Annotated in this window: 22 protein-coding genes; 10 read left to right on the top strand and 12 right to left on the bottom strand. The window is 61.3% G+C overall.

Annotation, left to right across the window (positions count from 1 at the left end):
- The first annotated feature begins 118 nt into the window (after positions 1–118).
- Positions 119–484, top strand: a complete 366-nt coding sequence (gene dksA, locus LC298_RS14415; protein ID WP_223385679.1) for an RNA polymerase-binding protein DksA — start codon at positions 119–121, stop codon at positions 482–484.
- A gap of 47 nt (positions 485–531) precedes the next feature.
- Here the strand turns inward: dksA and LC298_RS14410 are convergent, their stop codons facing one another.
- Entirely contained in the window at positions 532–1,155 is a 624-nt protein-coding gene (locus LC298_RS14410) for a flagellar biosynthetic protein FliO (RefSeq protein WP_131571842.1), read from the bottom strand.
- A 273-nt stretch (positions 1,156–1,428) separates the two neighbouring features.
- Between LC298_RS14410 and cckA the strand changes: the two genes are divergently transcribed.
- Entirely contained in the window at positions 1,429–4,011 is a 2,583-nt protein-coding gene (cckA, locus tag LC298_RS14405; RefSeq protein ID WP_131571839.1) for a cell cycle histidine kinase CckA, read from the top strand.
- 305 nt (positions 4,012–4,316) lie between these two features.
- Here cckA and LC298_RS14400 read toward each other — a convergent pair whose 3' ends face one another.
- The 6 genes from LC298_RS14400 to LC298_RS14380 all read right to left on the bottom strand — a co-directional run bounded on the left by LC298_RS14400 (position 4,317) and on the right by LC298_RS14380 (position 8,242).
- Positions 4,317–4,508, bottom strand: coding sequence for a hypothetical protein (locus LC298_RS14400; RefSeq protein ID WP_131571836.1), 192 nt, complete (start codon positions 4,506–4,508; stop codon positions 4,317–4,319).
- Between the two features lie 103 nt (positions 4,509–4,611).
- Entirely contained in the window at positions 4,612–4,950 is a 339-nt protein-coding gene (locus tag LC298_RS14395) for a hypothetical protein (RefSeq protein WP_131571833.1), read from the bottom strand.
- A gap of 289 nt (positions 4,951–5,239) precedes the next feature.
- Positions 5,240–5,362: a hypothetical protein gene (locus tag LC298_RS18050; protein WP_263289202.1), complete on the bottom strand. Its 123-nt coding sequence runs from the start codon at positions 5,360–5,362 to the stop codon at positions 5,240–5,242.
- A 160-nt stretch (positions 5,363–5,522) separates the two neighbouring features.
- On the bottom strand, positions 5,523–5,687 hold the full coding sequence (locus LC298_RS14390) for a DUF3563 domain-containing protein (protein ID WP_131571830.1): 165 nt from the start codon (positions 5,685–5,687) through the stop codon (positions 5,523–5,525).
- Positions 5,688–6,554: 867 nt separating this feature from the next.
- Complete coding sequence (locus tag LC298_RS14385) at positions 6,555–7,304, bottom strand: metallophosphoesterase (protein ID WP_158284790.1); 750 nt, start codon at positions 7,302–7,304, stop codon at positions 6,555–6,557.
- 14 nt (positions 7,305–7,318) lie between these two features.
- A complete protein-coding gene (locus tag LC298_RS14380; RefSeq protein WP_131570308.1) occupies positions 7,319–8,242 on the bottom strand; it encodes a LysR substrate-binding domain-containing protein in 924 nt (307 codons plus the stop codon).
- A gap of 39 nt (positions 8,243–8,281) precedes the next feature.
- Here LC298_RS14380 and LC298_RS14375 point away from each other — a divergent pair, with 39 nt between their 5' ends.
- Genes LC298_RS14375 through LC298_RS14360 form a run of 4 tightly spaced genes read left to right on the top strand, consistent with a single transcriptional unit; the run spans position 8,282 to position 9,411 of the window.
- Positions 8,282–8,638 (top strand): hypothetical protein, encoded by a 357-nt coding sequence (locus LC298_RS14375; RefSeq protein ID WP_158284792.1) that lies wholly within the window; start codon positions 8,282–8,284, stop codon positions 8,636–8,638.
- Positions 8,604–8,921: a hypothetical protein gene (locus LC298_RS14370; RefSeq protein ID WP_223385678.1), complete on the top strand. Its 318-nt coding sequence runs from the start codon at positions 8,604–8,606 to the stop codon at positions 8,919–8,921. Before LC298_RS14375 ends, LC298_RS14370 begins: the two co-directional genes overlap by 35 nt.
- Positions 8,873–9,091, top strand: a complete 219-nt coding sequence (locus LC298_RS14365; protein WP_244596598.1) for a hypothetical protein — start codon at positions 8,873–8,875, stop codon at positions 9,089–9,091. Before LC298_RS14370 ends, LC298_RS14365 begins: the two co-directional genes overlap by 49 nt.
- A complete protein-coding gene (locus LC298_RS14360; RefSeq protein WP_223385676.1) occupies positions 9,091–9,411 on the top strand; it encodes a DMT family transporter in 321 nt (106 codons plus the stop codon). The genes LC298_RS14365 and LC298_RS14360 overlap by 1 nt, the downstream gene beginning before the upstream one ends.
- A 64-nt stretch (positions 9,412–9,475) precedes the next feature.
- Here the strand turns inward: LC298_RS14360 and LC298_RS14355 are convergent, their stop codons facing one another.
- A complete protein-coding gene (locus LC298_RS14355; protein WP_131570312.1) occupies positions 9,476–10,645 on the bottom strand; it encodes a helix-turn-helix transcriptional regulator in 1,170 nt (389 codons plus the stop codon).
- Positions 10,646–10,888: 243 nt separating this feature from the next.
- On the opposite strand from LC298_RS14355, the gene LC298_RS14350 reads away from it, so the two are divergent.
- Positions 10,889–11,122 carry a hypothetical protein gene (locus tag LC298_RS14350; protein ID WP_131570314.1) on the top strand — a complete coding sequence of 78 codons (234 nt, stop codon included), beginning with the start codon at positions 10,889–10,891 and terminating at the stop codon, positions 11,120–11,122.
- 326 nt (positions 11,123–11,448) lie between these two features.
- Here the strand turns inward: LC298_RS14350 and LC298_RS14345 are convergent, their stop codons facing one another.
- Entirely contained in the window at positions 11,449–11,718 is a 270-nt protein-coding gene (locus tag LC298_RS14345; protein ID WP_131570316.1) for a DUF2188 domain-containing protein, read from the bottom strand.
- Between the two features lie 164 nt (positions 11,719–11,882).
- On the opposite strand from LC298_RS14345, the gene LC298_RS14340 reads away from it, so the two are divergent.
- Positions 11,883–12,077: an SEC-C metal-binding domain-containing protein gene (locus LC298_RS14340; protein ID WP_131570318.1), complete on the top strand. Its 195-nt coding sequence runs from the start codon at positions 11,883–11,885 to the stop codon at positions 12,075–12,077.
- A gap of 376 nt (positions 12,078–12,453) precedes the next feature.
- On the opposite strand, the gene LC298_RS14335 is transcribed toward LC298_RS14340, so the two are convergent.
- From LC298_RS14335 to LC298_RS14325, 3 genes are all read right to left on the bottom strand, one after another.
- Positions 12,454–13,386 carry a hypothetical protein gene (locus tag LC298_RS14335; RefSeq protein ID WP_131570320.1) on the bottom strand — a complete coding sequence of 311 codons (933 nt, stop codon included), beginning with the start codon at positions 13,384–13,386 and terminating at the stop codon, positions 12,454–12,456.
- 77 nt (positions 13,387–13,463) lie between these two features.
- Positions 13,464–14,147 carry an AbiU2 domain-containing protein gene (locus LC298_RS14330; RefSeq protein ID WP_131570322.1) on the bottom strand — a complete coding sequence of 228 codons (684 nt, stop codon included), beginning with the start codon at positions 14,145–14,147 and terminating at the stop codon, positions 13,464–13,466.
- Between the two features lie 66 nt (positions 14,148–14,213).
- Complete coding sequence (locus LC298_RS14325) at positions 14,214–18,032, bottom strand: vitamin B12-dependent ribonucleotide reductase (protein WP_131570324.1); 3,819 nt, start codon at positions 18,030–18,032, stop codon at positions 14,214–14,216.
- 1,180 nt (positions 18,033–19,212) lie between these two features.
- On the opposite strand from LC298_RS14325, the gene LC298_RS14320 reads away from it, so the two are divergent.
- Both LC298_RS14320 and LC298_RS14315 read left to right on the top strand, forming a co-directional pair.
- Positions 19,213–21,087, top strand: coding sequence for a methyl-accepting chemotaxis protein (locus LC298_RS14320; protein ID WP_428977566.1), 1,875 nt, complete (start codon positions 19,213–19,215; stop codon positions 21,085–21,087).
- 50 nt (positions 21,088–21,137) lie between these two features.
- Positions 21,138–21,716, top strand: coding sequence for a PDC sensor domain-containing protein (locus LC298_RS14315; RefSeq protein WP_131570328.1), 579 nt, complete (start codon positions 21,138–21,140; stop codon positions 21,714–21,716).
- Positions 21,717–21,756 lie beyond the last annotated feature (40 nt).

Here is a 21,756-nt window from a genome sequence, read left to right as displayed (position 1 = left end):
TCACCCATCAGAACCTCCTGTTCGGAAATCCTGAATCACATCTCAAACCAAATTAATAGGTCCTGAGCCTAGAAGCGAGATTCCTGCAGATTACACGCCGGCCGAGGACGAGCCCTTCATGAATGATCGGCAGCGTACCTATTTCCGGACGAAGCTGGTCGCATGGAAAAACGACATTCTGCGCGAGGCGCGTGAAACGCTCGATCATATGCAGGCCGATAATTCGCATCATCCAGACCTTGCGGACCGAGCATCCTCAGAAACGGATCGCGCGATCGAATTGCGTGCCCGGGATCGCCAGCGGAAACTGATCAACAAGATCGATCTTGCCCTGAAACGCTTGGATGACGGGACCTACGGGTATTGCGAAGAAACCGGCGAGCCGATCGGCGTGAAACGACTGGACGCACGGCCGATCGCAACACTGTCACTTGAGGCGCAGGAACGTCACGAGCGGCGGGAAAAGGTCTATCGCGACGATTGACGACCCGCATCCGCGCCGAACGGCGCGATCTGCCGGGAAATCGACGGCTACTTGTCAGACAGTTCGGCGAGCAGTTTTTCCATCTCGTTTTCCAGCGAGGCCTCGTCTCTGGGGCCGGGAGTTCTTTTCTCCGCAATCGGTGCTGGGGAATGAACCAGGTCACCGCTCGGGGCATGAATCGGTTCCTCGACCCGTGAGCTTGCTCTCACTTCGTACGGCTCGCCTTCCTGCTTTGCTCCGAAGGAGGGGTCGTCGACAAATGGGGGCGCAAAATGCTGCACGGCGGAGGTTGCCTCGACTGCAGTCGGCCGCGATGAGGCCGATGAATGCAAGACCGGCTCCTGGCGGCCGCGGTGTTCCCGATCGGCAGAGACCGGCCGGTGCCCCCCGGGCCCCGGGTTCTCGGGAACCAGCTTAACCTTCGTCTGTCCTCGCCCTGTTGACTGTTCGTGATTGGCATTGCGTATCGACGCTTGCTCACCAATAGCAGCGGAAATGCCGATGTTCCGCTCGATGACCATATCGTTGTGCCCTCCAATCATCACAAGATGCTCGACGTCGTCACGTCGTACGAGGACAATGCGCCGGTGGCTGTCGACCGCCGCCGCGTCGACGACGGCAAGCCGGGGCTTGCGTCCCCGGCTGCCTGCGATGAACACTCCGCCGCGCACCCGGCGTGTCCAGAATCAAAGCATCCATACGACGATCAGAAGCGCCAGGGCTCCCAGTCCGTATGTGACAAAGGTCGCGACTTGCTCGCCAAACCTTTCCGATATCCAAGCATGCATGGCGGCTCTCCTGTTGCCGGCGCTTTCGCAACGCTGAAGGGTGTTAGCAACAGCGCGGACGAATCACAAAATTGAGTGCCGGGGCTTTCACCTGTTTCACGTTTGTGATTCAACCCAAATCCATATCCAAGGCCGCAATGCGGCAGTGAGAGGGCAATGGCCGACACCGGTAAATCGCATACTGCGGCTAATTTTCAGATTACCGGGCCGGATGGCGGTCGACCGAACGCCGCGTTCCGTCTGCTTGTCTTGGGCATCGCATCATTAGGCGCAGCCGCGTTTCTGTTTTTCTTTCGCGACAATCTCAATGACGCTTTCCTGCTGGTGATGCTCGGCGTTCTGGCGATGGTGGGTGTGTTTTACCTCTTCGCCTCGGCGATCGGCTTCGTTCAGGTCGCAAAGTCCAGCAGACCGGAAGATATCGGGCGCAGCTTTGTCGATGCGATGGACGAAGGCATCTGCATTCTCGACGAAAAGGGCGGAATCGTTTACGCGAACTCCGCGTATTGCGGCCTCACCGGCGCTGCTTCACTGGAAGACCTGCGCACCCCGGAAACTGTGCTTTCCAAACATGATGACGCCGCGAACGCAGTCTATCGCCTCGCCAACAACGCGATCCGCGGCCTCGAGGCTGACGAGGAATTTCGCCTCAATACCGGACTGAGCGAAGAATTCTCCGGGCCGCGCTGGTACCGCGCAAGTACGCGGTTGTTGCGCATGCCGGGCCGCGAAGGCGAGCTTCGCGTCTGGAGGCTTGCGGATATCAGCAAGGAACGTGACCATCAGGAACAGACATTTCTGGAACTCCAGAAGGCAATCGACCACCTCGATCAGGCTCCGGTAGGATTTTATTCCTCCAATGCCGAAGGTCGCATCCAGTACATCAACGCCACGCTCGCAAACTGGCTGGGGGTCGATCTGACCACGTTCCAGCCGGGCTCGATGTCGGTAGAGGAAATCGTCGTCGGCGATGGCGTGGCGCTGTTGAGTTCGCCCCGGCCCGAGGCAGGAACGGCGCGCATATCGGTGGTCGACGTCGAGATGGCCAAGGCGGATGGAGTCAGCTTGCCGGTGCAGTTGATCCGAAGAATTCAGGTCGACCGCGACGGACATTCGGGCCCCACACGTGCGATCGTTCTCAACCGTTCGGAAGGCGTCGACCTCGAAAGTATCTCCGGGAGATCGGAAGTCCGCTTCACGCGATTTTTCAATTCCACACCGATGGCGATCGCGGCCGTGGACAGCGAGGGGCGGTTGCTGCGGACCAATGCGCCGTTTCTCAGCCTCTTCGCAGCGGTCACCGACTCCGATGCAGTGGAGGGGGGCATCAAGTTCGAAGCGCTGCTCGACAGAGATGCCGCGGAACGGTTCCGGAAGGCGTTTACGGCCGCTTGCAACAACCAGGCGAAGATCGAACCCTTCGATACGGTGCTCAATCCCGGGCCGGACGAACGGCATCTGCGGGTCTTCGTCAATGCAGTGACGGGGCACCAGGATGCCGATGACGATACGGCGGAAGAGGCTGCCATCGTCTATGCCATGGACACCACCGAGCAGAAGGCGCTCGAAGGCCAGATGGCGCAAAGTCAGAAAATGCAGGCTGTCGGACAGTTGGCGGGCGGGATTGCGCACGACTTCAACAACGTGTTGACGGCGATCATCATGGCTTCAGATCTGCTGCTCGCCAACCACCGCCCCTCCGATCCGTCGTTCCCGGACATCATGAACATCAAGCAGAACGCAAACCGCGCGGCCTCCCTGGTCCGCCAGTTGCTTGCGTTCTCGCGAAGGCAGACACTGAGGCCCGAAGTACTGGCGCTCACCGACGTGCTGGCTGACCTGCGCATGCTGCTTTCGCGCCTGGCTGGTACCGGCGTCGATCTCCAGATCGAGCACGGCCGCGACTTGTGGCCGGTGAAAGCCGATCTGGGCCAGTTCGAGCAGGTAATTGTGAATCTGACTGTCAACGCGCGCGATGCGATGCCGAACGGGGGCAACATCGCTATCCGCACGCGCAATGTCGACGAGGCCGAGTCCAAGACGTTCGGATACCGGGGCATGGAGGCAGGCGATTACGTCCTGATCGAGGTCGAGGATACGGGGACAGGCATTCCTCCGGATGTCCTGGAAAAAATATTCGAGCCGTTCTTCACCACCAAGGAAGTCGGCAAGGGAACCGGTCTCGGCCTGTCGATGGTCTACGGCATCGTCAAGCAGACCGGCGGGTTCATCTATGCCGACGCGGAAGAGGGGAAGGGATCGACCTTCCGGATTTTCCTGCCACGCCATACCGCGTCGGAGACGGACGTGCCTGTGGAAAGGGCGGATACCGACGTCGCTGACAAGAAGCGCGACCTGTCAGGGAGCGCTACCGTATTGCTGGTCGAGGATGAAGATGCGGTGAGGATGGGGGGTGTTCGGGCGCTGACCTCGCGCGGCTATACGGTGCATGAGGCGTCAAGTGGCGTTGAAGCCTTGGAGATCATGGAAGAACTCGAAGGCAAGGTCGATATCGTGGTGTCAGATGTGGTGATGCCGGAGATGGACGGGCCGACGCTTCTCGCCGAATTGCGCAAGACCCATCCGGACATCAAGTTCATCTTCGTTTCCGGGTATGCGGAGGAGGCGTTCTCCAAGAACCTGCCGGAGGACGCGAAGTTCGGATTCCTGCCGAAGCCGTTTTCGCTCAAACAACTTGCGACGACAGTGAAGGAAATGCTGGAAGACGGCAGCGGCTGAGCGTTCCGCGTCCCGGTAGAATCAGGCGGCCCGCATCCGGACGTTTGACGGAACGTTCGCCTGCGCTGCGCACAAGTCCTGCAGCTCGCTAGCGCGTCGTTCCATGGCGGCGGCCTGGGAGAGGCGGCCCGACCGGCGGAGGAGGGTGGCCTGTTGCTCGATTGCAAGGGCGATGCGTTGAAGTTTTTTTGGTTCGACCATCATGGCGTCTTTCGGATCCCCGACTCATTTCAGGTGTTCCGGCACAGTGACGCATGGGGAGCTTGCGTGAAACTAGTTTCAGGCTCCAACCAGATCGAAGCGGCTTAGCGACGGTGCGCGCGATCGGTGCGGATGCGCACCGGCTGAAGCTGCGCGGCGTGGCCCATATGGTTGATCTCGACCGCGCGTTTCGCAACAGCTTTGGCCTCTGAGATAAGTCCCTCGGCTTTCAGAAGTCTGGCCTGCCTGATCATGATGCGGGCAAGATCGAAAAGGAAGTTGGTGCGGCTGGACATGACGGTCTCCTCTGCCGGTTGTCCGTTTCAGCTGCCCGGCAAGACGGGCTGTGGGTCGAACGCTCGAATCCTGCAGGGGTTCCTGAAAGGAAAGAATTTCCCGTCAGGTTGCCTGGCCAAGGACGATCGGAATGTCCTCCCAGGAATGGCCGGCTGCGACAATGCAACTGTTGCCATTCGCCCGGGTGACGAGGATCGTCCAGGTTCCGGACTCGGCCACGAAGACCTCGATCACGGCCGCCTCACCGATGACCCCGATCGATTTCGGCTGTTCCTTGTAACGGCTGGAGAGAAAGTCGCGCAGGTCGTCATGGGCGGCGCATCGCTGGGGCGGAACCGGCTGGCTGCTCGCCGGCGCGACGGCCGCGGCGGAAGCCGCAAGCAGCGCCAGACCGGCAAGGGCAGGTCGGAACAGGGTTCGGTACGGAATGAACCGTGGCATGCCGTCACCTTTCTCCCGCCTTTCGGCGCGGAGACGGCTCACATCATGCCGCGCGGGCGGGCCTTTCGTCAGTTGCTCTCGTCACCGTTTTCTCCCTTAACGGAACGCATTTCCGGGATTTTCATCCCGTGATGAACATGTGGGGGGTGGCGAGTGCTAAAACCAGCCCCGGGCGATCACGAGGCGCGTGCCGGCTGTCACGGTTGCGGGAGCCGTCGCGCGGGGTAACGCGAAACGGGGCGCCCGTTTCCGGACGCCCCGCTTTTCAAGGTTCGGCTATGGTGCGGTCTCAGAAGAGCCGCAGGAAGCGCTTGCGGCGTTTGGGCCGCGAGAACGGGGCAGGCTGTGCGTCCTGGCGCGACGCAACCGACAACATGCCGGTGTAAGCGCCGAAAATTCCACGGTTGCTCATTGGTGGTATTCCATCGTTACCAGTTGATCCGATCGCGCCCGTACGCCTTTTCAAAAGTGCGCACCAACGCGATTTCGCGATCCCTGCCATGCCGATCGTGCATGCGTGCGTCGCAAAAGGACGCGGGCTTTTCCGTTTGCGACCCGCGCCCGGAAATTCGTCAGAAGCTGCTGAACTTGCCGGCGTCGATCTCGCGCTGGCGGCGCTCGAGATCGTGAATCGAGAGCGAGCGGTTCAGATATTCGGTTTCAATCTGCTGGCGGCTCGGACCCTGCAGGATTCCGGAGATGCGGCCAAACACATTTGCCAGTCGTTTGTTGTTCATCTTGTTTTCCTTTCTTCTTGTTGACGGCAATATGGCGCTGCAGTGCAGCATCCGGCAGGGGGGCAAGCGCAATCCAGCCATGCGCGCCAAGCATGGAACCGGTGCGGGGAGGGCGGCCCGCGGGTGGGGCTTGATACCTCCGTCATCCGTGGATCAAGCCCGAGAATGACGATCCTGGGTTTGGCTGCGGCCGGGATTTCGATATCGACACATGCCTCCCCATTGCCACGCCGAGTTATCTGTCCCGCCCTTAAGCTCCTGACCCTTTTCTTTCGTAAGCGGCATGCCGCTATCCGGTCCTCGCCGGCGGGCCGAGTCGTCTGTCCATCCTAAGCTTCCGGCTACGCCCTCGCTGATGGGCCGTTATCTGTCCCATCCTTAAGCTTCGGGCTACGCCCTCGCTGATGGGCCCCTTGCGGGCGTGCCTCTTTCTTGCCACGCCCTGTCTCCAGTCTGGCCATTGAAACATTCATGGGAAGCGGGCGGTCGTCGTCACGCTTCTGTGAATAGGTTTGGTGCGATCGGATCGACCGCCAGCCGGTTGCTCACCCGCCTCCCGGCCACGGCTCGCGGTCCCGTGGGACCGGCCGAAAAGCTGAAGGCTAGGGCCCGGCCGTAAGCTCTTGCCAGGCGTGAACCGCACGCCCCAGCCGGCACCGCATCCCTCCGCCTGGCCATCCGGTCCATGAACCCGGCTCCCCGTGGAGGAACGTCCGGCAAGTATGCGGGAGATCTCAGAGGTGTTGATAAGTTTTCGGTAGAAAAAATATAATACCCAGAGAGAACAATGGGTTGGCCGGAACCCGGCAAAAAACTTATCCACGTCCCGGATAGCTGTGCATCGCGCGCGACGGGCTTGGCGGGCGGTCAGCCGAAGACGACGGGATCGACCTCGGCCACCGTTATCTCGCCGCCGCTGTCGTCCGTGGCCAGGAAGCGGGGCGGCGTGCCGTCATCGAAAATCACGCAGGTGAGATGGCCGGAAAACACCGCGCCGGTGTCGAGCGCAATGCGGTTGGGGTGAACTTCCGGCAGGCATGAGTCGGTCGGTGTGTGGCCGTGGACGACGGCTTTCGGCAGCGATCCGCGCCAGTCGAGGAAATCGTGGCGGATCCACCGCGTCGTCCCCGGGTCCTGCGTAGAATGGGAGACGTGCGGGTCGATCCCGCCATGAACGAAGACGTGGCGTTCCGTCTCCACCATCCAGTCCGCCGCGCGCATGGCGGCGACGTGACCGGGAAAGTCGCGCGCGAAATGCGCTGCGATGGTGTCGATGCGCTCCGTCTCGCCGAATTTATAGGACTTGAGCGTCGCAAGGCCGCCATTTGCGAACCAGTTCCGGGCCGCGCTCTCGCGATTTTCGGCGTTGTCGAGAAAATCCAGCAGGAACTCCTCGTGATTGCCAAGGATGAGCTTCGAGCCGGCATGTTCTGCGAGTGCCGCGACGACCAGATCGAGCGCCTGCCGGCTTTCCGGCCCGCGATCGATGATGTCGCCGAGGAAAATCAGGCGCGGCGGCTTTCCGAGCCGCTCCGCCTCGACCTCCACGGCGGCGAGCAGCGCGGCCAGCAGATCGCGCCGGCCGTGCACGTCGCCGATGGCGAAGAGGAGAGGCAAGGCCGGGTCACCGGTCAGATCGCGGACCCTTCCCTGTAGAGCGAGGCCAGCGCCTCGACATTGGGCGGGGTGACGCCCTTGCGCCAGGCGAGCAGGGTGCGTGCGCGGTTCCTGCCGTCTGGCAGCTCGTGCAGCCGCAGCGCGGCGCGGTCGGGAATGGTGTCGACGACGACGCGGGGCAGGAGCGCCACGCCCATGCCGACCGCGGCGCAGCCGAGAACGGCGTGCCAGGAGCCCAGCTCGACGATGCGCTCCGGCATCACGGCGCGGGATTCGAACCATTCCTCCAGCCGCATGCGGTGCGGGCAGCCATGCTCGAAGGCGAGCATGACGCGCGACGGGCTGCCGGGCGGCCCGTCCAGTGGCACGTTCCTGGCGGTGACGACGACCAGTTCCTCGACATAGGCGGTGAGCGTGTCGAACGGCCCCTCGGGCAGAGGCTCGCCAGCGAAGATAGCGTCGACATCGCCGGCCAGCAGCGTGGCGCCCAGCTCCAGCGTGTTGCCGGTGCGAAGCTCGATAGTCACTTTTGGAAAGCGGCGGCTGAACTCGGCAAGCGCGGCCGGCAGGCGTATGGCGGCGGTGCTCTCCATCGCGCCCAGGCGCAGCGGCCCGCGCGGCGCGCGGTCGGTAACGGCGTTCTGCGCCTCGGCCGCCAGATCGAGCATGCGGTCGGCATAGGCGAGCATCGTGTTGCCGGCGGGCGACAGCGTCAGGCGCTTGCCGGTGCGCACGAACAGGTCGACGCCGAGCTTCTCCTCGAACTGGCGGACGCGCGTCGTCACGTTGGACTGAACGCGGTTCAGCTTCTCGGCGGCGCGGGTGATGCCGCCCTCACGGGCGACGGTGCGGAAGATGTAGAGATCGGTTAGTTCCATTGCAAGTCTCAAATAGAGAATGGAAATATTCCAATAATTCATTTTCTCAGATAATGCCATCCTGCTATTCCGGCGGCATGACAATCCGTAGTACGGGCCATGAGGACGATCCGCAAATTTGCCGCCTCAAGATACGACTTCCATGCGCTGACGGCGCAGGAGCAGGACGCGCTGATGGACGAGGCGCGGGCGGCCGCTGCGGCCGAGCGCAGCGCGGCGATCGGGGCGCTGTTCGGCGCGATGGCGCGGGCGGTCTCCGCGCTGTTCGCGACGCTCGCCGGCCGGGCCCGGCGCCGAAAGCTCTTCCTTCCCCGCCACGCCGGCGATAGGGAAGCGATACGCCAGGCGCGGCAGGGAGGGTTGGAGACATGCAGGAGGCGGGGCAGTTGCAAGGCCGCAGGCGGTCACCGGCATAGCGCTGATGGCCGTCGGCGTCGCCTGCCTGTCGGTCAATGACGCCATCGCCAAGACGCTGACCGCCGGCTACACGCCGCTGCAGATCCTGTTCATCCGCAACCTGATCGCCCTGCCGATCGCCGCGGCGATCGCCTGGAAGATGGGCGGCGCGGCGGCTTTGCGCTCGCGCAAGCCGCTGGCGCATCTGGCGCGCGGCGTGATCTGGGTCGCCGCCGCGACCCTGTTCTTCACCGGCCTGCGCCATCTCGGGCTGGCCGAGGCGCGACGGTGCTGGTGTTCGCCGCGCCCGTCTTCATCACCGCTCTGTCCGCGGTGGTGCTGAAGGAAACCGTCGGCTGGCGGCGCTGGTCGGCGGTTCTCGCCGGCTTTATCGGGGTTCTGGTCGTGATGCGGCCGGGGAGCGCCGCCTTCCAGACCGCGTCGCTATTCCCGGTGGCGACTGCCTTTCTCTACGCGGTGATGATGATCCGCGCGAGTCTGTCTGGACGCTGATGCTCTATCTGACGGGGGCCAGCTGGGCGCTGTGCGCGCTCGCCATGCCGTTCCTGTGGACCGCCGTGCGGGGCGAGGATCTCTGGCTGTTCTTCGCGATCGCGTTGTTCGGCACGGCGGGCGTCACCCTGATCACACAAGCGTTCCGCATCGCGCCGGCGGCGGTGGTGGCGCCGTTCGACTACACGGCGTTGATCTGGGCGACGCTGTTGGGCTGGCTGTTCTGGAGCGAAATCCCCGATGCCGTGACCTGGCTCGGCGCGGCCGTCATCATCGCCAGCGGCGTGTTCATCGTCTGGCGGGAGAGCCGGGCGGGGTGAGGGCGCTGGACCTCCCATCTCCCCTTTTGGGAGAAGTGAGGGCGTCGGCAGTCTGGGCCTCGTTTTACCGCTTCTCCCGTGACGTCAGCCCCGGTTCGAAGTCGACGACCCGCGACACCACACGCATGAGCTCAGATTGCCGGCTGCTCGCCGTCTTGTGCAGGACCGTCTTGAGCTGGTTTCGCGCGGTTTCGTAGCGGATGCGGCGGCGGTCGGCGTAACTCCTCAGTGTCGCTCCTCCGGAGAGTGCGGCGACAAGGCGCGCCTCCGCCGGCGTCAGGCCGAAAAGATGGGCGAGGACCGTGCCCGGTTCCACCGGGGTTCGCCGCAGATCGAGGATGACCAGAATAAAACCGGACGGCCGGATTTCCGTGCCGCGAACCAGATCCAACCTGGCGTCCCTGGAATAGAACGGGGCCAGGATGCAGACGAACCGGCCGCTATCGCCGGATTTGAGTGACAGGAGAGGCGGATCGCTGACCTGGCGGGGCCGCAAGAGCCGACGCGCCAGACCTTTTACGGCCGCGTCGTTATTGCTGTCGCGCATCGCGAGACGCCCGGTGGCGTCGGACGTAAAGAGGCTGCCCTCGGACATCGACGCTTCGGCCGATCCGTTCGCGTATATGATCCGGCAGTCGGGATCGAGCATGAGAACCGGGTGCCGCATGCAGTCCAGCGCGGTTTCCAATCCCGCGGTGCGCGCCCGTTCGAGGGCGACCTGACGCTGAATCTCGTAGGCCCGCAGCAGATGGGGCCTGACCGTCCGCATGACCTTGTATTGCTGTTTCGCCGCCGGCTCGTCTCTCTCCCTGAACATGTGCAACATCATGAAGTTGCGGCCGGGCCCATTGTGCATGTTGACGGCGAACCCCAGGCAATTGTCGTCCTGGGGCCGCAGCCAGTCCGCATAGAACTCGGATTTCTTGAGATCGCGCATGCTGAGGGTCTCGTTCGACCATCGCAGCGTCCAGCCGCTGCCGCGGCTCATTTCGATCCACGGGTCGATGCACGAGTAGTGGGCGTGCCAGCTTTCAAGGTAGCCGGGTTCGTAATTGGCCGACGAAAAGGTGGAGCAATGCCGCGTGTCGCGGTCGAACAGGGTAAAGGCCGTTTTCGACCAGGGAAAGGCGCGTCCGCACGCCCCAACGAACTCCTCCCAGCTTCCGTCGCCCACGGCGGCGCCGTACGCCGCGCTGATCAGACCGTTGGTAATCCTGGCCGTTTCCGCTTCCACCGTTGCCTGCTCCTTGCCGCGGGTCCTGCGATCGGAATGTTCTCGCCGGTCGGGCGAGAGTATCGTGCATCCCTCGCCTGCCCATCATCTCAAGAACGGGGCACCAGGGCAAGGCGTCGGGCTTGCCGCCGCCGGTTTCGAAGCGGCCGCCGGGCCCCCGTTTGGGGGTTGGCTCACACTCATATATCTGTTTTATACTGGGCGTTTTTGACCCCTTAAAAATAGTTATGCTCGGAAAGATCCATGCGACTCGTGTACCTGAAACCCGTGACCGAAACAGCCGAGGATGCGGGCATGCGCGGCTATGCGTTTTGCGGATTGGTCAGCGAGGACATCGGCGTGTCCATGCGTCTCGAACAGGGGGGCTGGCGCTTTCGCTGCGTGCCGGACACTTCAGCTAGCGACGACGATCCGGACCGTTTTTTTGATGCGGCCTTTGACGTGGATCGTCGGGTCAAGCCCGAGGATATCCGCTAGGTTCGGTCCTATGTACCCGCTGGTTCTGCATCGCCATAGAGAACGTCGAGGCGACAGCCGCAGGGATGCAGATGCACCGCGGCGGCGCGGGCCTGTGGGATTCCGCACGCTGGCGCATGGCGTGCAGCCACTCGCACTTGGTGCGCCACAATCAGGGCGTGCTGCCTCCGCCTGAAGTTCAATGTATTGACGCCGCCCGTCAATGCGAGCGACGGCGCCGAGCAGCGCCGCGAGAAGATCGCGCCGGCCGTGGACGTCACCGATGGCGAAGAGGAGGGGCATGCTCGGAATTTATCGCGCCCCCGGCGGGGGAGAAAGGCGCTTCGTCAATCGCGCTCGCGGGTTTCGCCGGCGGTCTCGTCGACGAGTTCGGTCTCGGGCCGCTGACCGCCCCGGGCGATCTCCTCGTGCCACTTGCCGTTTGCGTCCTGGTACTGGATCGGCGTCGTTTCGTCGCCGAGCTGCTGGCGCTTGGCCGCGTCGGCGGCGGCCTCGTGCGCCGCATCGTGGGTGGGGTAGGTCTCCGAGTAGACGTCTCCGACCCGGTAGGCGTAACCGCCGTTGTGCTCGACGACTTCGTAGGTGACCTTGGTCATGGGTTTCTCCTTTTCAGGGTGTCGAATGCACAACGCGGGCGGTGAACGAGCGTTCCGTGCGGAGGAGAATATGGGGGCGATTGTTGCTTGCGCCCAAGATCCAGGGTATGGACGCCGCCCGTCAACGCTAGCGATGGAGGCGAAGATGACCAAATTTCGCGATCATGACGACCGTCCGTCCTTTCGAGGTGATGTCGAAGCGGCGTAAGTCCTTCCCGTCCGAAACGCGCGTCAAGACCGGCCCGCGCACCGTCCATGGCGATGTCGAGCTGACAGAGAAGCTGGGCCGCAACGATCCGTGCCCGTGCGGATCGGGACGCAGATTTCAAGAAATGCTGCCTTACATCCGGCCGCTATGACGGCGCGCCGCGCGACCACTACTTTCAGGGAGAGGGAGTAGGATGCGGGGCTGGCGCGGTGACTGGGCAACTCTCTTGCCCCTGGAGGGCGAGAAAGCAATTTCAGCGTCTTGGCTTCAGCCAAGTGCTGGAAATCGCAAGAGCGGGCGTTGTTGGCCTGATGTTTGACGACTTCCTCTCTGGCCTTTTCCAAGCACTTACTCAGGCATGCGCCTTCGTAAGCGCAGGAAAAGGCTTTCTCCCCCTCCAAGGGGGAGATGGGGCACCCTTCCTTCCCCCATCGCGGAGAAGGCGGATGAGGGGGCTTTGCCGTGGATCTCCGGGTTAAGCCCGAGAACTACGGAGTTTGATCGGAAATACCAAGCTGAAGCTAATATTATTTCTTCTTCACAAACTTACTTCTGAGCTTGGGAGAACGTTCGTGCCCTCTGTCTCGATTGGATACGAAATGCAGTTCGTAGTTTTCTAGTAATCGAAAATTTAACAGATCTCTGGCTCTTTCAACGAGGTTATCAAAAACTACAAAACTTTCGACGAACCGATTATCTTTGATTACGCCGAGAGAAATCGTTCGTGATCCGAGTCTAGAATACTTATCAATGAATTCAGTTAAGAAATTCATCGATGAATCAAGCTCATCTCTTATTTCCTTTATGGATGATTTCGTTATCTTGGCGATTTCGCTGGAGGTCGATCTTAGTAGGAATCCCACATCAATTTCTTCTCCAAAAATCTCTTTATATTCGTCTCGCTCAGTCTTTCTTATATCCCGATTCTCACAAATTTCAGAAAGACTGGCATTGATTGTAATATGCGTTTCGCACCGTACCATTTCTTCATCCCAGCCACCTCCCGACGTAATACCTGTTGTTGCCTGATTTTGATGCTGAGTATACACCCGGTAGCGACAGGCCAGTCGGAAAGTTGCTGAATTGCTCTTTGCCTTATCCCATTCCCTTCTGAATTTTTCGCGAAACCGAAACTCTCCTTTTGGTGCTTCGATATTGGTCGCCTGATCGCGAATTGATGTCATTGTGTTGAGATAGGCGGCTACTACATTGTTAGCTTGAAGGCGGCTTTCTTGGAATTCATGGTAGTCCATGGCGGCGACTAAGAGGTCATACAGCGCTCTTTCTAGTTGAAATCTTTCAACCTCATGGAGCCTAAGGATTAGCTGCCGTACCTGCTCTTGGAAACTCATGAAATCCAGAAGCAGTTTTCGAGAATAGGCGACGCGTTCATATTCGTCGTTAGAGAGCGGGATGGGCTCCGCTTTACTGTTGAATCTCGTGAATGCAACGCAAGTCATTTTAGTCTTCTTAGTACTTCTTATCTTTTAGCGTCCCACTGATTTCAACTCGCACAGTTAAATGCTTTGAATTTCGCTCAAGCCCGGAAGCCTCTCTCATACCGATCCCAAAATACCTTCGCTTTTACCAGAGATCGCTGCCAAGTGCCCTTTGAATCCCAATTGAGTCCTTCTATCGCGAAAGAGGCATCTTTCGTCGCGCAAACACTGAGGACTATGCCATCGCGAATTTCTCGGATTTGAGGAAGACGTGCAGGATCAGCATTGAGAGCATGGGCAAGATGATAGTTTCGAATGTCATCAATTGCCGCTTTTATATGGCCGATATTTCGAGCTGCTTTCTGCCTACCAGAAAGGCGTATTCTCAAACGTTCGATGCATGTACGTGTGAGCTCTTCGTTCCGGTCTTCTCCAATACCAGGTGTCCATTTCCGAGCAAGCACCGGTAAGGCATCCGCATTTTCTGGTCGATTTACGAACTCATATATGCGCTTTAGGCTTGCGCGGTCCTTTTTTCCAGCACCCGATGATTCATCGATTATACGAGAAATCGTTAGGACAGCATCTTTAGCACAGGTCTCTAAAAGATAGCGAAACCCGGTAGCTTCGTGCGCTGCATTGACGGCGTCTCTTAGCTTGGCTTGCGCTTCGCCGTGTGGGTAGCCGTTTGCGACTTCAAAAAACGCCCAGCTTGCCAATGCGAGTCCGCATTCGCTGCGAAGGCGTTTTAACGTCAGGATTATTTCACTCGGTATTTCCATATCAAAAGAGTGACCCCGCACTTGGAATTAGCGCGGGGCATCTATTTCGGAGTCGTGTTTTAGCTCCTAGCTACACCCTGAAGTTGACCCACACGTGTCGCACTTCAGGCACGTTCCGTTGCGGACCATGGTGAAGTTGGAGCATTCCGAACACATGTCGCCGGTGTAGCCCTGCATCACAGCCTTGGCGCGGCGGTCGGCCTCGAGCTTCTTGGCCTCGGCGCGGTCGGTTGCGCGGACCGGCGACAGGCCGGTGGCGGCGGCATGGACGGCCTCCGCCTTGGCGTCGGCGTCGGCTTCCGCCTGCAGATCGGCGTTGCGCTCCTCGTAGTCGCGCTTGAAGGCCGAGGTCTCCTCGAACAGTTCGGCGACCGGCTTGGTGGCGAGGCTGGCGGCGGCCGCCGAGGCGACGGCGCTGACCCGGTTGGCGTTGACGGCCGTCGGCGTGGTGGCCTTGGAGGGCGCGCCTCCAGCGGAACCGGCCGGCTCGTTCGGCTTGCCGCTTCCCTGGCCGGAAACGACCGAGAACTTGTGGCCGCGCGTCAGGCCCGACGAGACGGCCTGCGCCTTGCCCTCCGAAATGCCCTTGCCGAGCGTGGTGGAGGTGAACTCCGACTGGTCGACATGGGCGAGATCGTGCCGGCCGAGATAGGAGACGGCAAGCTCGCGGAACACGTAGTCGAGGATCGACGTGGCGTTCTTGATCGCGTCGTTGCCCGCGACCATGCCGGCCGGCTCGAACTTGGTGAAGACGAAGGCGTCGACATATTCCTCCAGCGGCACGCCGTATTGCAGGCCGAGCGACACCGAGATGGCGAAGTTGTTGATCAGCGCGCGCAGCGTCGAGCCTTCCTTGTTCATGTCGAGGAAGATCTCGCCGAGGCGGCCGTCGTCATACTCGCCGGTGCGCAGGAACACGGTGTGGCCGCCGATCTTGGCCTTCTGGGTGTAGCCCTTGCGGCGCGACGGCAGCTTCTCCTGGGAGCGGACGACCTTCTCGATCACCCGCTCGACGATGCGCTCGGTGACTTCCACCGCGCGGGCGGCGGCGGGCGCCTCGACGATCGCCTCGATGACGTCGTCCTCGTCCTCCCCGTCCTCGATCAGCGAGGCGTTGAGCGGCTGCGACAGCTTCGAGCCGTCGCGGTAGAGCGCGTTGGCTTTCAGCGCCAGCTTCCATGACAGCAGGTAGGCGGACTTGCAGTCGTCGACCGTGGCGTCGTTGGGCATGTTGATGGTCTTGGAGATCGCGCCCGAGATGAAGGGCTGGGCGGCGGCCATCATGCGGATGTGGCTGTCGACGGAAAGGTAACGCTTGCCGACCTTGCCGCACGGATTGGCGCAATCGAAGACCGGGTAGTGCTCCTCCTTGAGGTGCGGCGCGCCTTCCAGCGTCATCGCTCCGCAGATGTGGATGTTGGCGGCCTCGATGTCCTTCTTCGCAAAGCCGATCGCGGCCAGCATGTCGAAGGAGAAATCGTCCATCTGCTCGTCGGTGAGCTGAAGCGTCTCCTTGCAGAACTCCTCGCCGAGGGTCCACTTGTTGAAGGCGAACTTGATGTCGAAGGCCGACGCCAGCGCGGCGTTGACGGCCTCGATCTTCTCGTCGGTAAAGCCCTTGGCCTTGAGCGCGCCGGGATTGACGGCGGGCGCCTGGTTCATGTTGCCGTGGCCGACCGCATAGGCCTCGATCTCGGCGATCTCGGCTTCCGAGTAGCCGAGCGTGCGCAAGGCTTCCGGCACGGCGCGGTTGATGATCTTGAAGTAGCCGCCGCCGGCGAGCTTCTTGAACTTGACCAGCGCGAAGTCCGGCTCAATGCCGGTGGTGTCGCAATCCATGACGAGGCCGATGGTGCCCGTGGGCGCGATGACAGTGGCCTGGGCGTTGCGGTAACCGTTTTTCTTGCCGAGCTCGATCGCCTTGTCCCAGGCGGCCTTCGCGTGGGCGACCATCTCGGCGTCCGGGCAGTCGCCGGCCTTGATCGGCACCGGATTGACGGCGAGACCCTTGTAGCCCTGCGTTTCGCCATAGGCGGCGCGGCGGTGGTTCTCCATCACCCGCAGCATGTTTTTCGCGTTCGGCTTGTAGCCGGGGAAGGGGCCGAGCTCGCCGGCCATCTCGGCCGAGGTCGCATAGGCGATGCCGGTCATAATCGCCGTCAGCGAACCGCAGATGGCGCGGCCGGTGTCGGAATCGTAGGGGATGCCGGAGGTCATCAGCAGACCGCCGATATTGGCGTAGCCGAGGCCGAGCGTGCGGTACTTGTAGGACAGTTCGGCGATCTGCTTCGACGGGAACTGCGCCATCATCACCGAGACCTCGAGCACGACGGTCCACAGCCGGACGGTGTGCTCATAGGCCTCGATGTCGAACTTGCCGGTGGCAGCATCGCGGTACTGCAGCAGGTTGATCGAGGCGAGGTTGCAGGCCGTGTCGTCGAGGAACATGTATTCCGAGCACGGATTGGAGGCGCGGATCGGGCCTTCGGCCGGGCAGGTGTGCCAGTCGTTCATCGTGGTGTTGAAGTGGATGCCCGGATCGGCGGATGCCCACGCGGCATAGCCGACGCGCTCCCACAGTTCCTTGGCCTTGACGGTCTTGGCGACCTGGCCGTCGATGCGGTTGACGAGGTTCCAGTCGCCGTCGTTCTCGACGGCGCGCAGGAACTCGTCCTTGACCGAGATCGAGTTATTGGAGTTCTGGCCGGACACGGTGAGATAGGCCTCGGAATCCCAGTCGGTGTCGTAGGTCTTGAACTCGAGGTCGGTGTAGCCCTGCTTCGCGAACTGAATCACGCGCTTGACGTAATTCTCTGGAACCATTGCCTTTTTCGCCGCGCGGATCTCGCGCTTGAGGGCCGGGTTCTTGTTCGGATCGAAGCATTCGTCATTGTCGGCCTCGCAATTGATGCAGGCCTTCATGACGGCGGTCATGTGCTTCTTGACGGTCTTGGAGCCGGTGACGAGCGCCGCGACCTTCTGCTCCTCGTTCACCTTCCAGTCGATATACTGCTCGATATCGGGATGGTCGATGTCGACGACCACCATCTTGGCGGCGCGGCGGGTGGTGCCGCCCGACTTGATGGCGCCGGCGGCGCGGTCGCCGATCTTCAGGAAGCTCATCAGGCCGGACGACTTGCCGCCGCCCGACAGCTTCTCGCCTTCGCCGCGCAGATGCGAGAAGTTGGAGCCGGTGCCCGAGCCGTATTTGAACAGGCGCGCCTCGCGTACCCACAGGTCCATGATGCCGCCGTCGTTGACGAGGTCGTCGCCGACCGACTGGATGAAGCAGGCGTGCGGCTGCGGGTGCTCGTAGGAGGATTTCGACTTCACCAGCTTGCCGGTGAACGGGTCGACATAGAAGTGGCCCTGGCCGGGGCCGTCGATGCCGTAGGCCCAATGCAGGCCGGTGTTGAACCACTGCGGCGAATTGGGCGCGACGCGCTGGGTGGCGAGCATGTAGGCGAGCTCGTCCCGGAAGGTCAGCGCGTCTTCCTCGGACTCGAAGTAGCCGCCCTTCCAGCCCCAATAGGTCCAGGTGCCGGCGAGGCGGTCGAAGACCTGACGTGCGTCGGTCTCTGAGCCAGTGCGCTCGTCCTCGGGAAGTTCGGCAAGCGCATCCTCATCAGCGACCGAGCGCCACAGCCACGAAGGGACGGAATTTTCCTCGACCTTCTTGAGGCGCGCGGGCACGCCGGCCTTGCGGAAATATTTCTGCGCCAGAATGTCGGCAGCGACCTGCGAAAACTGCTGCGGGACGTCGATATCCTCGAGGCGGAATACGATCGACCCGTTCGGATTGCGGATCTCGCTCGTCGCCTTGCGAAACGCAATCTCGGCGTAAGGGGACTGGCCTGGCTTGGTAAAGCGGCGTTCGATGCGCATTGTCGTCGGATCCTCGTCTCTCAATATATAGTATGCCGCAAAACCTGTCCCAACGGGACCGTTCCGGACATAGCGTTGCCATCCGACGCGCTCTCACGCGCCGCCCAATCGTGTCGGCGCGATTCGCGTCCTCGAACGCCTTTTCGCTGCCAGCACCACTTATTCACGATTGCCGCCCGGTTCGATCTCGGTGAGTCTCTTCCGGTCCGGAAGGATCACTCTATCTAGTGGTGAACATAGCCGCAAACACTAAATATAGTATTAACAAGTGCTTTACGCCACCACTTTCCGAACTGCCAAAAACCCCTCACGCGCACACGTCTGCCGACCAAGCGGATAAGCCCTAAGGCTCCGCCGCACCCCAGTCGAGCGACAGAATTTGAAAAAAGCCGGCCCCAATGAACATTCCGGCGCAGTGACCGCAGTCACGTTTCTGCCATAAAAGGCGACTCGCAAAATCCGGTCAAGCGCTAGTTTTTGCGACAGACGAAAACCCAATATGTTGTGTGTGGCTGTGTGGAAGCCGGGGATAACGGCAATTCGTGCATTGCGTGCCGCTGGACGTTGGAATTTCCGAGGCCGCCGGGTTACCTGCGGGCCGCCGACTGGGCGCGGGCGTGGGAGCCGCAGAGAGGTTTGGGCGGCCGTCTGTGGAAAACCGCCGCCGCTGTGCCCGATCGCCGGAAGACGTCGCCGGACCCTCCCGTTTCAGGTCAGTTCCTTCAGGCCGGCCGGGGTTTCGATTCGCGCCCTGTCCTGCACGTCCGGACGCTGGACAATCTCCGGCGGGCGATCGATTGCGAGGTGCCCGTAAAGCGTCTCAGTGTCGGCGGTACAAGGATGTTCGAGCGTCAGTGAACAGAGACTGCCGTGTAGATGACCAGTGCGCTCCGGCGCGCTGGTATGCGGCGATAATTCTCCCACCTGCAACGCTGATGATCGCGCTGCGCCAGTTCCGCTGAAGATTGAATTAACGTAAGCATCCCCCTTTTTCACACTGCGCAACTGACACCTTCTTTAACGGGTGTCATAAATTGTAGCTCACGCACGGGAAGCGCGTCGCGCAAGCAGGAATGGGACTGCTCATGCACCCCCCGTGAATGTCATTTGAATGGCTATGGGACACGATGCCGATCGCCTCGGGGCGGGCGAGGGTGTCCTGGGTTGGGGGTTCTCATTCATGCTGAATAAATTCCGGAATCTTTCCGTTTCCGCCAAGCTGGCCGCCGTGATGGTGATCGCCAACATCGTCGGCGTGGCGGCAATAGCGACATATACGTGGATCAACGAAACGCAGACGGCCGTCGAACGCGCCGGTGCGAAATGGGAAGGCGACACGGAACAATTCGCAACGCTGGCAGCCGGCGGAATCAAATGGGACAAGCCGGAAGTCGTTCGCGATGCCTACTCGTTGTTTCGTGACGATGCCACACTCAACATGGTCCAGTTCGTAGCGCTCAACAAGGACGGCGCGATCGTCGACCAATGGCGGCGCGACGGCCACTCGACGCTTACGGACGCCGACCTGAACGCGCTTCCGAACGAGATCTACGAGGCCAGGGCGGATTTCCAGCGTCTCTCGGAGGATTTGGTCGTGGTGGTGGCGCCGCTTCCCAGATCGGCGACCGGAGAGGCGTCGGGCCACGTCGTGACCGCCTGGACGACGGGCTCCATTTTTGCCGCGGCGTCGAGAAACGCGCTGACGCTGCTGGCCATTCAGGGCGTGGTCGTGGCGATCGCGGTGGGCGTGTTCCTCATGGTGATGAGGCGGCTGATCGGAACCCCGCTGGGCGCACTGAGCGAGAGCATCAACAGGCTTCAGGAAGGCGATTACGCAACAGAGATTTCCTACCAGGACAACGGGGACGAAATTGGTGTCGTGGCGCGGGCCCTCGATACCTTCAGAACGAAGTCCATCGAACAGCAGGAAGAAAGCCGGCAGGCAGAAGAGCAGCGGCGTGGCTTCGAGGCCGAGCGTACGGAAAACGCCGAGCGGACCGTTGCCGTCGCACAGCGGCAAAGCGATGCCGTCTCACAGGTGGCGGATGTTCTCGCTCGGCTCGCAACAGGCGATTTCACACACCGTCTCGACGATCTCGGCCCGGAATTCGAAAAGCTCGTGACCGACTTCAACAAGATGACCGACGCCGTTTCGTCCACGCTTCTCGAGATAAAAACCTCAACCTCGGCGGTCGACGCCGGCGCCAACGAGATCGCAAATTCCGCCGATACTCTTGCGCGCCGGACCGAGCAGACCGCCGCTGCACTGGAAGAAACGGCCGCGGCACTGCACGAGATGACATCCAACGTTCGTGAGTCCTCCGAGCGCGCCGGCGAGGCGGGCACGCTTGTCACGAAGACAAAACAGGATGCCGAAACTTCGGCGGCCGTGGTTCGCGACGCCATCGGGGCAATGGACCGGATCAAGGAATCATCCTCAAAGATCGCCCAGATCATTTCCGTCATCGACGAAATCGCCTTCCAGACAAACCTTCTGGCCTTGAACGCCGGCGTGGAAGCGGCGCGGGCAGGCGAGGCGGGGAAAGGCTTTGCCGTCGTCGCCCACGAGGTGCGGGAACTCGCGCAGCGCTGCGCCGGGGCTGCAAAGGAAATCACCGGCCTGATCAGCGAATCCGGGAAGGAAGTCGACGCGGGAGTCGACCTCGTAAACCAGACCGGGAAATCGCTGCTCTCCATTGAACGGCAGGTCAACGAGATCACCGACCGCATCCAGGCGATCGTCGGAGCGTACCAGGAACAATCCACCGGTCTGGAGGAAATCAATACGGCGGTCGTCAGCATGGACGAGGCGACCCAGCAGAATGCCGCCATGGTGGAAGAAACCAACGCCGCCTCTCAGGAACTGAAATCCCAGGGCGGGCAGCTGACACGTGCGCTGGCGCGCTTCTCGATCCAAGCCGGCAGAGATTCGACGGAGGAACGGTCACCGGCCACTGCATGCGCTTCCAAGGCCAGTTCGGCAAAATCATCAATTCCCGCCGTCGCGGGAAACAACGCGCTCGCGGTGGATACAAGCGAATGGGAGGACTTCTGAACCGGGGAGAACCAAACACTGTGAAATCAAAATTCAACGAGGAGAAACACATGAAAACCATCAAGATCATTCTCGCAGCTTCCGCACTTGCCATCGCCGGAAATCCAGCTCAGGCAGAGGGCCCTCACGTCCCGGCGGTGAAGGAATTCATACAGGCGAGCGTCATGCCCTGGCTGAAGGATCCGGCTGTGATCGCAGCGGTCAAGGCGCAGAACGAGGCGAATTCCGGTCTTTCCGAAGAGGAAATCGTCGCGCTAGACAACAAATGGCGCGCCGGCGTGGACGGTGGCGACAAGTCGTTGATCGACAATGTCCTGTCAAACTCGCTCTCGGCGTTTCTGCGCGACAAGCAGATGGCCTCCTCCGGTGTGATCACCGAAGTTTTCGTCATGGACGCGAAAGGTCTCAATGTCGGCCAGAGCGACGTAACGTCGGATTACTGGCAGGGTGACGAAGCCAAATGGCAAAAGACTTATGGCGCCAGCGACGCGAATGCGATTTTCGTCGATGAGGCCGAGAAGGATGAATCGACGCAGATGCTCCAGTCCCAAGCCAGCATGACCGTCACCGACGAGGGCGGCGCCCCGATCGGCGCGGTTACAGTGGGTGTGAACCTCAACTCGCTCTGAGCGAACGTTACAGATGAATGGTGCGAAGGGCCCTCCAGGG

The organism is Oricola cellulosilytica (assembly GCF_019966575.1).
GTDB lineage: Bacteria > Pseudomonadota > Alphaproteobacteria > Rhizobiales > Rhizobiaceae > Oricola > Oricola cellulosilytica.
The sequence above is the reverse complement of the archived record's forward strand: the minus strand, read 5'-3'. Positions and strand labels throughout refer to the sequence as shown.